The sequence below is a fragment of the Sphingobacterium sp. BN32 genome (assembly GCF_030503615.1).
GTDB lineage: Bacteria > Bacteroidota > Bacteroidia > Sphingobacteriales > Sphingobacteriaceae > Sphingobacterium.
The window spans coordinates 2,436,618-2,452,039 of the sequence record NZ_CP129963.1; the positions used below are offsets into that span (position 1 = coordinate 2,436,618).

The following is a 15,422-nucleotide window of genomic DNA, read 5'->3' on the forward strand; positions in this document are numbered from 1 at the left end:
AGTTCCTTGCGCTCAGTCTTAACCCCTAATTTCCATGGATACTATATAGTTTAAATAGTTGATTTAAAGCAAATTAGAAAATCAATATTAACAAATAACTTCTATTACTTTTTAAAGTGATTTCACTCGTTCTATGGAAAGTTGAATTGAGAAATGTTAAAAAGTGTAAATCATTACTTAAAATTTCTATAGTTTTATGATAGTGATTAACCTCTAGCCCTAGAGGCTTCACTAAAAAAATTATAAAACTAAAAAACAAACAATGAAACAAAGATTACTTAGTCTTTTAGTGCTATGTACGCTTATGGTTGGAGCGGCTTATGCACAAAATCGCTAAGTAACGGGAAAAGTATCCTCATCTTCCGATGGATCACCAATCTCGGGCGCATCCGTTTCAGTAGTTGGAGGCACTGCTGGAACTCAGACAGACAATGGAGGTAACTTCAGCTTGGAAGTTCCCGCATCTGCAACTCAATTAAACGTATCCTACATTGGATACACTTCCCAACGGGTTTCTATAGGAAACCGATCAGTTATCAACATCCAATTAGTTTCCGAAGATGAAACATTAGAAGAGGTCGTTGTAACGGCATTAGGTATCTCCCGTGAGAAAAGATCTTTGGGATATGCTGCACAAGAGGTTAAAGGCGATGTCTTGACCGCAGCACGCGGTGGAAATGCGCTACAGTCATTATCTGGAAATGTGGCTGGAGCAGTAGTTTCTGCGCCTTCATCAAGCTTAGGCGGTTCCACGCGTATCGTATTGAGAGGTATCGGATCCCTAACTGGCGAGAACAAACCTTTGATTGTTGTCGATGGTATCCCGATGGATAACTCGAACTACAACACTGCGAATGCGGAAAGAGGCGCCGGAGGGCGTGACTACGGAGACGCCGGATTCGACATCAACCCTGATGATATCGAGTCGGTCAACGTCTTAAAAGGTGGTCCTGCATCGGCGTTGTATGGTGCAAGAGCGTCTAATGGTGTTGTTTTGATTAAAACGAAGAAAGCCCAAAAAGGCCGTGATGAGATTGTGGTAAACACAGGTATGGCTTTCGAAAATTTGGGTATTACGCCAAAGCTACAGAAACTTTATGGTGGTGGTCTTGGTCCTGAATTCCTTAAACAAACGATTGACGGAAAAGAATATCTATTGGTCGATTATAATGCAGATGAATCGTGGGGTGCAAAATATGAAAACCAGCAAGTCCTACATTGGGATGCTTTCGATCCTGAGGATCCTGAGAACTACATGAAAACGAGAGCATGGCAATATCCTACCAATGATTACAAAACTTTCTTTGAAACAGGTGTGGCGTATAATAATGCAATCTCATTGGCTAAATCCTATGAAAATACTTCTGCAAGACTTTCACTATCGAATGTGTCGCAATCAGGTATTGTTCCAAACACCGAGTTAAAAAGAACAACAGCTGCACTAAGTATCGACAATAAATTCTCGGATAAATTCTCTGCACGCGGTACTATCAACTACATCCGTACGAATGGATTTAATCGTCCTGAACAAGGATATGGCGATGCTTCAATCGGTCAGAAGATGTTCCAATGGGGACAAATGCAGTTAGACTACAAACGTCTTCAAAAGTACAAGACATCGGCAGGTGCTCAAAAAACATGGAACCGCTCGTCTTGGGATGATGCTACACCAAAATATTCTGATAATTATTATTGGATCATCAATGAGAATACGTCAGACGATCAACGCGATAGATTTTATGGTAATGTGGAAGTACGCTACGACTTCATGCCAGGCTTATATGTGACAGGAAATGTCTACGGCGATAATTACACTTTGAAAATTGGCGAACGTGTTGCCGTGGGCTCACAAGGAGTATCCGGATTCACTGAAAGAATCAGAGAATTTACGGAGATGAACTATGAAGGTAGATTACACTACGACAAAAAATGGGAGGATTTCTCATTCAATGCATTTATCGGTGCTAACCGTCGTAACACAACTAGATTCAACTCTAACTCCAATACAAACGGTGGACTTATCGTTCCGAACCTGTATACTACCAATAATAGTATGGATGCCGTTACGCTACAGACAACCTTGTCTAAAAAACGCGTAAACTCGGTATTCGGAAACTTCTCATTAGGATACCAAGATTTCTTATATGCTGACTTCGGATGGCGTAATGACTGGTCTTCTACATTACCAGAGAAAGATAATTCTTACTTCTACCCTTCAGTAACAGGATCTTTTGTCTTTACAAAATTTGTCGATGCAGCGTGGTTAAACTTTGGTAAGTTACGTGCTGGTTGGTCTCAAGTAGGTAATGATACGGATCCATATCGTTTGTTAGATGTATATCTAAATAACATATACGGAAACACTTCTTATCTTGAAGTTCCTTATTTCTTAAAAAGTCTTCAGAAGCTAAACCCTGATCTTCGTCCGGAGACTAAGAAGTCATATGAGTTTGGTCTTGAAACATCCATGTTTGACAGCCGGGTTAGTTTAGATTTCACCTATTACAACGAAGAAACTACCGACCTGATTATGCCAGTCACTACAGGACCGGAAACGGGATATTCGTCAAAAATATTTAACGCAGGACGTGCCGTTAACAAAGGTATAGAGGCCATGTTAACTTTAGTACCTGTTCGCAATGACAACTTCGAATGGTCAACTTCCGTAAACTTTGCTCGCAACAGAAACAAAGTCGTTGAGTTATACGAAGGCATCAAATCCCTTCCATTAGCAAATGCTCCGTTTAAGGCTTCACTTGTTGCAATGGTAGGTCAGCCATATGGTCAGATCTATGGCTCTGACTTTATTTACGACGACCAAGGCAATAAGGTAGTGGGTGCAAATGGTTTGTACCTGTCGTCAGACGCAAAGAATCTAGGTTCTATCCTTCCGGACTTCAACGCAGGTTGGAGAAACAACATTCGCTACAAAGACTTTACCTTTAGCGCGTTGATCGACATCCAAAAGGGTGGTAAATACTTCTCAGTATCAAACATGTTCGGTCATTACACAGGGGTATTGGAAGAAACTGCTGCGAATGGTGTGCGGGAGAATGACTTTGTTGCACCAGGTGTCACTGGAACCGTTAATAAAGCTCCAGACGGTTCTTACACGGTAACTGATACGAAGGAAAATACAACCAAAGTATCCGCATACAGATACTACAGAAATTACTATGGAGGTCCGACTGTACAGAATGTTTTTGATGCCGACTACATCAAATTGAGAGAAATCACGCTTGGATATAACTTACCATCCTCATTTGTTAGCAAGCTCCGTTTGAAGAATGCTACGATTTCTGGCTTCGCAAGAAACCTTGCGGCTTGGGGTTTAGCAAATAAGAACTTCGACCCGGAAATGACAACAACAGGATCTGGTAATATACAGGGTTTTGAAGGTGGTAATTTACCAGCCTCTAGAAACTTCGGCTTGAACTTGAAATTACAGTTTTAATCATTTGACTCATAGAACATGAAAAATATAAAATCTATACTATTAACTTCTGTAATTGGAATTACGTCCTTAGCGTTCAGTTCCTGTACAAAAGATTTAGCAGAAATAAATAAGAACCCCAACTCGCCGGAAATCGCACCGACAAACATGATATTCAATGGTGCGAATCGTGTATTATTTGACAATACGCGCGACGGTTGGTGGATGGCTAGAATGTCCATGCCTTGGATGCAGTATTCGGCACAGAGTAACTATGTAGAGGAAGACAAGTACGCATATCGGGATAATCAAACTACGAACGGCTGGATCTTTCTTTACCGCGTTGCAAACAACTACAAAGACTTGATCGAAAAATGTGAGGATCCGGCAACAGTAGTTCAGATGGAGCAATATGGTCCCTTGAAAAATCAAATTGCAATCTCTAGAATTATGCTTGCTTATGTTTTCGACAATTTAGTAACTCACTTTGGTGATGTTCCTTACTGGTCCTACGGACAGAAGGATAACCCAAATTTCCAAGCGCTTAATATCGATAAATACCTTACGCCTGCCTACGCAAAGCAACAGGAGATCTATGCTGACCTTCTAAAAGAATTAAAAGAAGCAGCAAATCAACTCGATGTTTCAGCAGGCGGCTTCGTTAGTGGTGATAATATCTATAAGCCCGCAGGTAATACTGCTCAATGGAAGAAATTTGCGAATTCCTTACGCTTAAGAATTGCAAACCGGATTAAGAAGGTGTATCCTGCTGCCGTCGAAGAGATGCGTGACGCGGTAGATTCCGGAGTCTTTACTTCCAATGAGGATAATGCTATCCATAAGTCTGGCGCAACAAACCTAGAAGGTAACCCGCTATGGAAAACGTTCTTTGTAGACAACCGTACCGACTTCTTTGTGAACAAAACATTTATTGATCTTCTCAAGGGAACTGTCGGTAATTTCGGAGTCGATCCAAGACTAGAGAAAATCTCAGCACCGAATGGAATTTCCTGGGCAAAATACAAAGAGGGATATGATGATAACGATACATTAAAGTATTATACAGGTATCCCGAACGGGCTTCCACAAGTAGAAAACTACTATACACAACCGGCCAACGTAAATTTCTTTTCAAGAGATATCTTGAAAGCTACGCGTGGTGAGGTGTTAATGGAATATGCTGAAGTGGCATTTATCCTTAGCGAAATGAACAATTGGTCGCACACAGATTATATCAAAGGCGTTAAAGCAAATCTAGATCGCTTGGGAGTCAGTGCTGCCGCCTCGGCGAATTATATTGCTAAGCTTCCTCCAGCAAATCAGAGGAACGTAATGACGCAAAAGTACATTGCCTTGTTCTTTAACCCGGATGAAGCATGGAACGAATACCGCAGAACAGGTTATCCAGATACAGAGATCTTATTGATGCCTGGAGAAACTGGGACTCGTCCGCAGAACAATACAACTTATGTGTTTACACCATTACAGTCTGGAAACGTCATTGCAAAGGACCTCCCAGCACGCGTGCGCTATCCTTTCACGCAACAAACCTTAAATCCGGATAACTGGAAAAAGGCCTCTACAGAATTAGGAGGTGATGAGATTGATAAGAAACTATGGTTTGCTAAATAATCAACCTCGACAATAAGAAAAGGCTGCCCTCAAACATGAGAGGGCAGCCTTTTTATTTCTACAAATAAATATTTTATTCTTTTATCAAGGCTCTATCCAAATGCACATATCCACCATCCACATGAATCAGTTGACCAGTCGTATGGCTAGAGAGATCAGACAATAAAAACACTGCTGTATTAGCAATTTCCTCCACTGTCGTCATTCTATTTCCCAAAGGTATTTTGCTCGTAATCTTCTTCAATGTTTCCTCTGGGTTATCCAAGGTCTGAATCCAGCTTTCGTACTGTGGAGTCATACTCTCGGAAACAATGATCGCATTGACGCGAAGACCATATGGCAACAATTCCACCGCCCATTCTCTCGTTAAAGCATTACGGCCACCGTTGGCTGCCGCATAGCCCGAGGTTCCGCCCTGCCCTGTTTCGGCAGTTTTTGAAGAAATATTCAAAATACTACCTTTACTTTTTATCAGTTCTGGAAGGCAATGATGAGCCATTAGATAATAATGAATCAAACTATTGTGGAGGGATTGAACGAAGCCTTCGTAATTTCCATCTAGCAAAGAAACGCCATCATTCAGACCCGCATTGTTCACTAAGCCGTCTATCCTTCCAAACTCCGTTATTACCTGTTCAACAGCCTGCTTACAGGCTTCCGGATTGGCTAACTCAGCTTCTACAGCGAAGGCTTTTCCACCGCTCGCTTCCACTTCCTCTTTTAGCGCCTCGTTATCCTTTTGCTTTCTACCCACGATAACCGGGATAGCTCCTTCCGCAGCAAGTGCTAATACAATACCCTTACCAATACCTTTTGCGCCACCCGTTACGACAACGACTTTATCCTTTAAATGTAAATCCATAGTTTTATGTGATCGAATAGAACTTCACTGCATTATCACCCCAGAAACCTTTTAACTCTGCTTCCGAGAAGTCCCGCAATTTATCCGCTACGATGTTGATACTATCTTCATAAGTTCCTGCTAGCAAACATACCGGCCAGTCAGAACCAAATAAGACCCTCTCCTTTCCAAAGCAAGCAATTACATGCTCAATATACTGGGTAAAATGATCCAAGGTCCAGTGCTTCCAATCCGCTTCTGTCGCTAATCCGGATATCTTACAATGCACATTGCTATATCCCGACAAATCTGCAATGAACTGTGCCCATTCGTCGAACTCCTGCGACTTGATCGGAGGCTTAGCTATATGATCCAACATAAAGGCTTGATCAGGATTTGCGGCAACACATTTCAGTGTACTTGCATAATGCCTCGGCCGAATTAGCAAATCATAAGTATAGTGATGCTTCGTCAATGCGGCAATCCCTCTTAAAAATTCATCCCTATGTAAGAAATCAGGATCTGATTCCCCTTCTATGATATGACGAAATCCTTTAATAATGGCATGCTGCTTGAACTGTTCAAGCTGATCTTCAACGCTCGCCGATCGTAAATCCACCCATCCTACTACCGCCTTGATCAGCTTATAAAAACCCGAAAGCTCTACCAGGAATTCCGTTTCTTTTATTGACTGATCAGCTTGTACAGCGACGACGCCGTCAATCTTATTATCCTTTAAAATCTGTCCAATATCATTCGGAAGAAAAGTACGTCGAATAGTCTCCATCTCTTCCGTAATCCAACTATCGCGAACAGGATCATAAAGCCAAAAGTGCTGATGAGCATCAATACGCATATCTTATTCGTTTTATTTAGAAAAAGCAACCACCTCTTGACGTTGAACACCAAGGTGGTCTGCACCCAATTCAATAATATCTCCAGGTTGCAAATAAATCGGTGGATTAAATCCTAAGCCAACGCCTGCAGGTGTACCTGTTGAAATTACATCACCAGGCAACAAAGTCATAAACTGTGAAACATAGGAAACCACAAAAGGCACATTGAAGATCAAGTTACTGGTGTTTCCATCCTGATAGGTCTTGCCATTGACTTTTAACCAAAGACGAACGGAATTGATATCCGGGATCTCATCAGCTGTGGTCATCACAGGTCCCATTGGCGCAAAAGTATCACAGCCTTTACCTTTATCCCATGTACCGCCACGCTCGATCTGGAACTCGCGTTCCGAAACATCATTGTGCAATACATAACCCGCTACATAATCTAACGCCTCATTTTCTTCCACATAAGAAGCTTTCTTGCCGATTACAATACCGAATTCTACCTCCCAATCCGTCTTCACAGAGTTCTTAGGAATCATCACCTGATCATTAGGACCAACTAATGCTGTCGTCGACTTCATAAAGATAATAGGCTCCGCAGGAATCGTTGCTCCTGTTTCCTCCGCATGATCTTTATAGTTCAAGCCAATACACACAATTTTTGAAGGACGAGCAAAGGGTGCCCCCAATCGAGTATCCGCTGGAATCTCAATTAGCTTACCCTCATTTGCTTTCACAAACTCCTCTAAACGAGCAAGCCCATTATCCGCAAAAAACTCCTCATTAAAATCGCCACCAAATGCAGAAACATCGTAGTTTCTATCCGCGATTTGAACCCCTATTTTCTCTTTCCCGGATTCTCCGTAACGTATTAATTTCATTTTATTTGTGGTTTAGTTTTTTTAGACATAAGATATTAGACATAAGATATTAGACTTAGACATTAGATTTTAGAAATAAGATATTAGAACTGTATTGTCTTAAGAGGAGGGAAAAAGAGAGGTTTATTATTAACTCTTTCATCTTCTATTTCCTTTTCTAACACGTCATACTCTAATATCTAATGTCTAAAATCTAAAAACTAATTATTCAATTTAATAAATCCTCCATCGATTGGATAATCATTGCCTGTAATAAAGCCTGCATCATCTGAACAAAGGAATAAAGCTAATTTAGCAATTTCTGCTGGCTTAGCCATCCTGCCGATGGGTTGCGATTTAGAAAGCTTCTCAAACATCTCCTCTTCCTGTCCCGGATAGTTCTTAGCAATAAATCCATCAACGAATGGCGTATGCACGCGCGCTGGTGAGATAGAGTTCGAACGAATATGATCGTGCAAATAATCTCTCGCCACTGAAAGGCTCATGGCATAGATTGCGCCTTTACTCATGGAGTATGCAAATCGGTCTGCAATGCCAACAACCGAAGCAATGGACGCTAAGTTCAAAATCGCACCGCCTCCATTCGCTTTCATCACAGGAATGACAGCGTATAAAGCGTTATACGCTCCTTTCACATTGACCTGGTATATGCGGTCAAAATCTGCTTCCGAGCAATGCTCCACATTGCCAACATGTGCAATACCAGCATTGTTAACCAATATATCGACCTTGCCAATATTCGCTACGGCAGCCACAACCTCTTGTTGACCGCTAACATTTACCGTATGCAACTCGCAAGCGCCTCCAGCCTGCTTAATGACGCTAGCAGTCTCCGCAGCACCATCTGGATTCAAGTCTAAAATATGAACCTTCGCCCCTTCAGCAGCAAAAAGTTCCGAAATAGCGCGACCAATACCTGACCCACCTCCTGTGATTATCGCGACTTTACCAGCTAACTTAGCCATATGATTGTACTTTATAATTTAAATTCTATCAACAAACAACTATCTATGAAGATAACTACAGTGAAACTCCGCGACGCCATGGAATAAAATCATCCTGCCCCAGGACAACAGCCTTCGCCATTTTCTCGCCGCTCGCCACCTCGATCACATAATCCAAAATGCGATGCGCAGCTTCTTGAATGGTTTCTTCTCCGTCTATGATTGTTCCGCAATTGATATCAATGATATCATTCATTTTCTCATAGATCTTCGTGTTGGAAGAAACTTTAATGACCGGAGCAATTGGATTACCTGTAGGCGTTCCTAAGCCCGTTGTAAACAACACCACATTAGCACCCGAGCCCACTTCAGCAGTGGTACTCTCCACATCATTTCCCGGCGTGCAAAGCAGATTCAACCCCGGCTCCGAAGCAAGTTCAGGATAATCCCGTACCGCAACAACGGGTGAAGTCCCTCCTTTTTTTGCCGCTCCTGCTGATTTAATTGCATCCGTAATCAATCCATCACGAATATTTCCCGGTGAGGGATTCATATAGAACCCAGAGCCATCAAATTCGGCTTTCGCATTATATGTTTTCATCAAACTCATAAAACGACTTGCTGTCTCCTCATCAACACAACGGTCACTAAGCTCCTGCTCCACTCCGCACAATTCCGGAAACTCGGATAAGATAACCGATCCGCCTAAGCTGACCAACATATCCGAAACGTAGCCTAATGCTGGATTCGCCGAAATTCCCGAAAAACCATCCGACCCACCACATTCTAAACCGATGCATAATTTTTCTAATCCCGCCGGTTGACGGCGATGCGTATTCGCTATACTCAGACCCGCAAAGGTCGCCTTGATCGCCTTCTGCATCAACTCCTGCTCCGTTCCTTCAAACTGCTGCTCAAAAATATAAAGCGGCTTATCAAACTGTGGGTCGCGTTTCTGTATCTCGTCTTTTAAAATGGAAGCTTGCGCATGTTGGCAACCCAAGCTTAAAACGGTCGCCCCTGCAACGTTAGGATGCGTAATATAGCCGGCTAACAAACCGCAAAGAGCATCCGAATCTAACCTCGTCCCACCGCAGCCCATCTCGTGGTTTAGAAACTTAATTCCATCTACATTCTCAAACAAACGACCTTTCGATTTATTCGCTTTCGCTGCACTTAAATCAACGTCCAGCAATTCATCAACCGAAGCTCCCGCTTGCAACTTTGCAATCATCACATCCACCTCATCCGCATAGTCTTTTGACTCCACTTGATAGCCTAACTTCTCTTCCAAGGCATTCTTGAGGGTCATCACGTTGCGGCTTTCACAAAACACCAATGGAATGACCAGCCAATGGTTGGCTGTGCCCACTTTTCCATTGCTACGATGAAAACCTAGAAAGGTCTTATCCTTATACATAGACACATCAGGTTTAGACCAGCTTAGATTACGCTTGCCCATCCTAAAATCATCCGATGCATGGCGCAGATTGTCAACATTGATTAGCGCTCCTGTCGCTAAATCATAGTTCACCTTGCCTACCAAGACGCCATACATATATACCTCGTCATCCTTGTGCATCTCAGAAATGGTAAATTTATGCTTCGCCGCCACTGCCTCGATCAACGAGAACTGCCTCCCTTCAAAATCAACCGCATAGCCCGCCGGCAAGTCGCGCAATGCCACCAAAACATTATCTTTTGGATGAATCTGCAAATACGCCAATTTCTTCTTTTCCATTTCTTTTATAATTCAAATATTTGATCCATAATAACCCATTTCTCGCCTGGTTTAGCGCCCGGAATGGCTTGTTGATATTTCCACATCAACCCTTCCCACAGTTGAACCGCAGGATTCGCCGCATCCATAGCGTCCTTACGCGCAAAATCGAAGGTCTCATCAACCTCCATAATCATAAACAAGCGGTTCCCAAAGCGATAGATATCCATCACCGTAATTCCTGCATCAGTGATCGACTTCTTAATCTCAGCAGACACTGTTTTATGATGCTGTTCATATTCAGCAATCATCTTCGGATCATCCACGAGATCCAATGCAAGCGCATATCGTTTAAACATAGTATTCAATATTAATGTGCAGCAGCAGTACTAACCGCCGCTGTTTTATTTTTATAGGCAAATAATGCAACCACTAAAAAACAGATAACGACTACGAAGTAGCCATATTGCATATTTCCTGTTGCATCCGAAACATAACCTAGCAGTGGTGGCAACAAAGCCCCTCCAACGATAGACATAATAATTAAACTGGAAGCCGATTTAGTATCCGACCCTATACCCGTTACACCGATAGCAAATATCGTAGGGAACATTATAGACATAAAGAAAGCGATTGCAATCATAGCATACAAAGTCAATGCTCCGGAAGCAAAAATCGCTACACAGGTGAGCAAGGTCGCAATGATCGCATAGATAAACAATAGCCTAGAAGGTGCGATGCTGCGCATCAGGAATGTACCTATAAATCGCCCCAACATAAAAACCAAACCTGCGATGCCAGCATAATACTTCGCATCCTGCGCGGAGATGCCCGACACTTCGACCGCAAATACGATCAAAAAACTTAAAACGCAAACTTGAGCCCCCACATAGAAAAACTGTGCTAAAACCGCCCAGGATACATTCTTATGGCGAAAAGCTTTTACAAAGCTCGACTTTTCCTCGTCTGCTTCTTTCGCTTCCGGAAGCTTGATCAACATAAATATAATCGCTGCAGCCAAGATAATACAGCCTAGAATAACATAAGGTCCTTTCACGACTGCCGTCTCTGCCTGAATATAGCTCAGACGTTCCGCATCGCTCAATGCCGCTACCTGATCTGCATTCAAGGGATCCTCAGCAAGGATAAACTGTCCGCCAACAATAGGGGCCACAAAAGCAGCAAGACCATTGAATGACTGCGCAAAATTAAGTCGTTGGGTAGCCGTGTTCGGGTCGCCCAAAACCGTCATATAGGGATTTGCCGCCGTTTCCAATATGGTAATTCCACAGGCGACAATAAATAATGCCGACAGGAAGAATATATAGCTCATCGTATTTGCGGCAGGAACAAAGAGGAAACAGCCGACTGCAAACAATAATAGTCCGATTAAAATCCCCACCTTATATCCATATTTTTTCATGATGATACCCGCAGGAATACCCATAACCAAATAGGCGATAAAAACCGCCGAATCTACTAAGGAAGCCTGCAAATGACTAAGACTAAAAGCGCTCCTTAAATGGGCGATCAAAATAGGATCTAGATTATGAATGAACCCCCAAAAGAAAAATAAAGAGGTGATTAGGATGATCGCAACGGTATTATTTGTCTTACTCATACGCCGGTTTATATTGGAAACCCTAATTACGGTATTTATTCCAAACAATGGATAAATCATTTTACCAAATTTATAAGCGATTTTATCTCGAATAGGCTTGCATATTTGATTTTCATTGAATAAATTAGTTAATTATGATTATCAAACATTTTGCTCTACCAAAAGAACCTAATCAGAGCTTTCAAATTCGACGCGATTATACACCTAAGCATCAACTGATTTGGCATTATCATGAAGAATTAGAGTTAATCCATGTTATTAAAGGCGTGGGGACTTTATTTATAGGCGACTGTATAAAATCTTTTCAGGCAGGAGATACCGTGCTGATCGGTTCACAGATTCCACATTATTGGATGTTCGAGAATAGTGCTTGCGAAACCGATCAGGCAGCTACGATTGACTGCATCGTGCTTCATTTCAACAAAGATATTGGAATCCCCAATCTACTCCATGCTCCTGAACTAGGCGGCATAAAGCAATTAATCAACCGGAGCAACCGCGGTCTCTATGTTTCCAATAAAAACCCCAACCGCATACCTTTCCTCATCGAAAAAACATTAAACAGCTCAGGGCTCAGTAAACTGACCTCCATGCTAGAACTATTAGATCATTTCGCTCAGCAAAATGCCGAAAACTTAACCAGCGAAAACTACTCCATCCTCAATATATCCGATGATCAAGGAAGGATGAATAGCCTCATGGAGCATATCCGCGATAATTATAAACAACGCATCAAACTCGAAGAGCTCGCCTCCATCGCAGGCTTAACCGAAAATTCCTTTTGTCGATACTTCAAACAAAAGACCGGAAAAACGCCCGTGCAATTCATAACCGAGCTCCGTATCAGTCATGCCTGCACACAGCTCAGAAATTCCAACCTCAGCCTCAAAGAAATCTGCTACGATAGCGGCTTCAATAACTTCGTCAGCTTCCACAAGAATTTCAAAACCATCACGAAGGTGACACCGACGCAGTATCGGGTTAGTAGTTAGTATTTAGATATTAGACAATAGATATGAGATTTTAGAGTGTTCCGTAAATTAAAAATCCCCTTGCTCTTTCGAACAAGGGGATTTTTTTACCCCATACGATGTCTAACATCTAATGTCTATTATCTAATATCTAAATCTAGCCTCTACTATTATAATTAGGAGCTTCTTTAGTAATCTGAATATTGTGAGGATGCGATTCCCGAAGACCTGCTCCGGTGATTCTTACGAATCTTGCACCTTGTAGTTGCTCAATTGTTGCTGCTCCGCAGTAACCCATTGATGCGCGCAATCCGCCGATGTACTGGTAAACTACCTCAGCTAATGTTCCTTTATATGGTACACGACCAACGATTCCTTCTGGAACTAATTTTTTGATATCGTCTTCGACATCTTGGAAGTAACGGTCTTTCGATCCTTTTTCCATTGCTTCGATCGATCCCATTCCGCGGTAAGATTTGAATTTTCTTCCTTCTAATAAGATTGTCTCACCTGGTGCTTCCTCTACCCCTGCAAATAATGAACCCGCCATGATTGTATCAGCCCCCGCAGCGATCGCTTTCGCTATATCTCCTGTTTGCTTAATACCTCCATCAGCAATTAAAGGAACCCCAGTACCTTTTAATGCTTTAGCAACTTCATAAACAGCATATAATTGAGGAACACCCACTCCCGCAATTATACGAGTCGTACAGATTGAACCCGGACCGATACCTACTTTCACCGCATCTGCACCCGCATCTGCTAACATCTTCGCTGCATCGCCAGTAGCAATATTACCAACGATAACCTGCAATTCAGGGTATTTCGCTTTTACTTCTTTTAATTTGTTGATAACGCCTAACGAATGTCCGTGCGCCGTATCAATGGTAATCACATCAACGCCCGCTTTTACTAAAGCATCAACGCGCTCAACTGTATCGTGCGTAACACCAACGGCAGCACCAACCAATAAACGACCGTGCTCATCTTTTGCCGCATTTGGGTAATGCTTATATTTTTGTATGTCCTTGAAAGTGATCAATCCTTTCAATACTCCGTTTGAATCAACAACAGGAAGCTTTTCGATTTTATGGTTTTGTAAAATCTCTTCTGCTTTAATCAGGTCTGTACCTTCAGGCGCAATAACTAAATTTGTTTTAGTCATTAATTCGCTAATCGGTCTAGCCATATCTTTTTGGAAACGAAGATCTCTGTTCGTTACGATACCAACCAATCTATTCTCTTGATTGATTACCGGGATACCACCAATTTTATGCTCGCTCATAATTTGGAAAGCATCACCCACCGTTGCGTTCTCTAACAAGGTAACAGGATCTTGGATCATTCCGCTTTCCGAACGCTTCACTTTGCGAACCTCAGCAGCTTGCTCTGCGATCGACATGTTTTTATGTAACATACCTATTCCTCCCGCTTGCGCGATTGCAATAGCAAGGTCGGCACCGGTTACAGTGTCCATCGCAGCAGACACTAAAGGAATATTTAATTTTATTTTTTTAGTCAGGAAGGTACTTGTATCAACGTCACGAGGTAAAATCTCTGAATAAGCAGGGATCAATAACACGTCGTCGTAAGTAAGGCCTTCGGATACGAATTTTTGTGGATCTAATTGCATAGCAAATATTATGGGGGTTATCTATTTGCAGGGCAAAATTACGAAAAGTTATGGAATTTTAAAACAAAGTTTCACTAATTACATAAAATCGACAATCGAAATAGTTGTGCTTTGCGGTAATAAATTTCAAAAAAACCTTTAACATAATTTAACTTTGGCAAGCTAATTGCATTGATGATGAAAAAATAAAGTTTATTTAACATTTAATTTATGAAAAAGACCTTACTATCCTTAGCAGCTGCAGCAGCGTTAGCTTTTGGTGCAAATGAAGCACAAGCTCAGACTCCTTATAAAACCGCAATCGGTTTAGGTATTGACTTAGGTGATGGCCCATCTTTATTCGGTCCACAAATTAAACATTCATTCGGTGGTGCAAATGCTGGTCAAGCACAAGTATTATTCGGAGATCACTTCACAGTAATTGGTGTTGACTATTCTTACAACAGACCATTCGGTGGTACTAATGGATTAGGTTGGTACGTAGGTGTAGGTCCTCAAATCGCTTTCGCGAACGATGACTCTGCATTCGCTATCCGTCCTGCTGCTGGTTTAGAATACAAAATTCCTGCTGCTCCCCTAGCTTTACACTTCGACTGGAAACCTTGGTGGAACCTTTCTGACAATTCTCACTTCGAAGCTGGTCGTTTCAGCTTAGGATTTAAATTTACTTTAAGATAATCTCTGAAGTAAAGAAGATAATAAAAGGGCGATTTCGATGAAATCGCCCTTTTTCTATTTAGAAAAGGGAGGAAAGTTCGTCTTGAACCAGGAAATAGGTTGACCACAAAAAGAAGAAAAAAGCAGGCCGATTAGTAACATTTCAATGACCCAAAAGACAGGTTTGTCTACCCTGTCAAATACCCCCTCGTACTAAGCCTTTTGCATAACAAAATTTTCGACATTA

The 15,422-nt window shown here is 41.9% G+C and carries 11 protein-coding genes and 1 pseudogene; 4 read left to right on the forward strand and 8 right to left on the reverse strand.

The window, feature by feature from the left end; all coding sequences use genetic code 11:
- Nucleotides 1-349: 349 nt before the first annotated feature.
- Nucleotides 350-3,454, forward strand: a pseudogene (locus QYC40_RS10250) (SusC/RagA family TonB-linked outer membrane protein); the annotation flags it as partial.
- 18 nt (nucleotides 3,455-3,472) lie between these two features.
- On the forward strand, nucleotides 3,473-5,065 hold the full coding sequence (locus QYC40_RS10255; RefSeq protein WP_301990162.1) for a SusD/RagB family nutrient-binding outer membrane lipoprotein: 1,593 nt from the start codon (nucleotides 3,473-3,475) through the stop codon (nucleotides 5,063-5,065).
- Between the two features lie 73 nt (nucleotides 5,066-5,138).
- Here QYC40_RS10255 and QYC40_RS10260 read toward each other — a convergent pair whose 3' ends face one another.
- The 7 genes from QYC40_RS10260 to fucP all read right to left on the reverse strand — a co-directional run bounded on the left by QYC40_RS10260 (nucleotide 5,139) and on the right by fucP (nucleotide 11,914).
- Nucleotides 5,139-5,927, reverse strand: coding sequence for an SDR family oxidoreductase (locus QYC40_RS10260; RefSeq protein ID WP_301990163.1), 789 nt, complete (start codon nucleotides 5,925-5,927; stop codon nucleotides 5,139-5,141).
- A gap of 4 nt (nucleotides 5,928-5,931) precedes the next feature.
- Entirely contained in the window at nucleotides 5,932-6,762 is an 831-nt protein-coding gene (locus QYC40_RS10265; RefSeq protein WP_301990164.1) for an amidohydrolase, read from the reverse strand.
- 12 nt (nucleotides 6,763-6,774) lie between these two features.
- A complete protein-coding gene (locus QYC40_RS10270) occupies nucleotides 6,775-7,629 on the reverse strand; it encodes a fumarylacetoacetate hydrolase family protein (RefSeq protein ID WP_301990165.1) in 855 nt (284 codons plus the stop codon).
- Nucleotides 7,630-7,829: 200 nt separating this feature from the next.
- Nucleotides 7,830-8,594: an SDR family NAD(P)-dependent oxidoreductase gene (locus tag QYC40_RS10275; RefSeq protein WP_301990166.1), complete on the reverse strand. Its 765-nt coding sequence runs from the start codon at nucleotides 8,592-8,594 to the stop codon at nucleotides 7,830-7,832.
- Nucleotides 8,595-8,649: 55 nt separating this feature from the next.
- Complete coding sequence (locus QYC40_RS10280) at nucleotides 8,650-10,314, reverse strand: UxaA family hydrolase (RefSeq protein WP_301990167.1); 1,665 nt, start codon at nucleotides 10,312-10,314, stop codon at nucleotides 8,650-8,652.
- A gap of 5 nt (nucleotides 10,315-10,319) precedes the next feature.
- On the reverse strand, nucleotides 10,320-10,652 hold the full coding sequence (locus QYC40_RS10285) for an L-rhamnose mutarotase (protein ID WP_301990168.1): 333 nt from the start codon (nucleotides 10,650-10,652) through the stop codon (nucleotides 10,320-10,322).
- Nucleotides 10,653-10,663: 11 nt separating this feature from the next.
- Nucleotides 10,664-11,914: an L-fucose:H+ symporter permease gene (gene fucP / locus QYC40_RS10290; protein WP_301990169.1), complete on the reverse strand. Its 1,251-nt coding sequence runs from the start codon at nucleotides 11,912-11,914 to the stop codon at nucleotides 10,664-10,666.
- 134 nt (nucleotides 11,915-12,048) lie between these two features.
- On the opposite strand from fucP, the gene QYC40_RS10295 reads away from it, so the two are divergent.
- Nucleotides 12,049-12,906, forward strand: a complete 858-nt coding sequence (locus tag QYC40_RS10295; protein WP_301990170.1) for an AraC family transcriptional regulator — start codon at nucleotides 12,049-12,051, stop codon at nucleotides 12,904-12,906.
- A 136-nt stretch (nucleotides 12,907-13,042) separates the two neighbouring features.
- Here QYC40_RS10295 and guaB read toward each other — a convergent pair whose 3' ends face one another.
- The gene (guaB, locus tag QYC40_RS10300) at nucleotides 13,043-14,518 is read right to left on the reverse strand and encodes an IMP dehydrogenase (RefSeq protein ID WP_301990171.1); all 1,476 of its coding nucleotides are present in this window, start codon (nucleotides 14,516-14,518) and stop codon (nucleotides 13,043-13,045) included.
- A gap of 210 nt (nucleotides 14,519-14,728) precedes the next feature.
- On the opposite strand from guaB, the gene QYC40_RS10305 reads away from it, so the two are divergent.
- Nucleotides 14,729-15,196, forward strand: coding sequence for a hypothetical protein (locus QYC40_RS10305; RefSeq protein ID WP_301990172.1), 468 nt, complete (start codon nucleotides 14,729-14,731; stop codon nucleotides 15,194-15,196).
- Nucleotides 15,197-15,422 lie beyond the last annotated feature (226 nt).

Bases quoted from the DNA above. Each gene is read 5' to 3' on its own strand.
- QYC40_RS10255 (WP_301990162.1), top strand. From the start codon at position 3,473: ATGAAAAATATAAAATCTATACTATTAACTTCTGTAATTGGAATTACG.
- QYC40_RS10260 (WP_301990163.1), bottom strand. From the start codon at position 5,927: ATGGATTTACATTTAAAGGATAAAGTCGTTGTCGTAACGGGTGGCGCA.
- QYC40_RS10265 (WP_301990164.1), bottom strand. From the start codon at position 6,762: ATGCGTATTGATGCTCATCAGCACTTTTGGCTTTATGATCCTGTTCGC.
- QYC40_RS10270 (WP_301990165.1), bottom strand. From the start codon at position 7,629: ATGAAATTAATACGTTACGGAGAATCCGGGAAAGAGAAAATAGGGGTT.
- QYC40_RS10275 (WP_301990166.1), bottom strand. From the start codon at position 8,594: ATGGCTAAGTTAGCTGGTAAAGTCGCGATAATCACAGGAGGTGGGTCA.
- QYC40_RS10280 (WP_301990167.1), bottom strand. From the start codon at position 10,314: ATGGAAAAGAAGAAATTGGCGTATTTGCAGATTCATCCAAAAGATAAT.
- QYC40_RS10285 (WP_301990168.1), bottom strand. From the start codon at position 10,652: ATGTTTAAACGATATGCGCTTGCATTGGATCTCGTGGATGATCCGAAG.
- fucP (WP_301990169.1), bottom strand. From the start codon at position 11,914: ATGAGTAAGACAAATAATACCGTTGCGATCATCCTAATCACCTCTTTA.
- QYC40_RS10295 (WP_301990170.1), top strand. From the start codon at position 12,049: ATGATTATCAAACATTTTGCTCTACCAAAAGAACCTAATCAGAGCTTT.
- guaB (WP_301990171.1), bottom strand. From the start codon at position 14,518: ATGCAATTAGATCCACAAAAATTCGTATCCGAAGGCCTTACTTACGAC.
- QYC40_RS10305 (WP_301990172.1), top strand. From the start codon at position 14,729: ATGAAAAAGACCTTACTATCCTTAGCAGCTGCAGCAGCGTTAGCTTTT.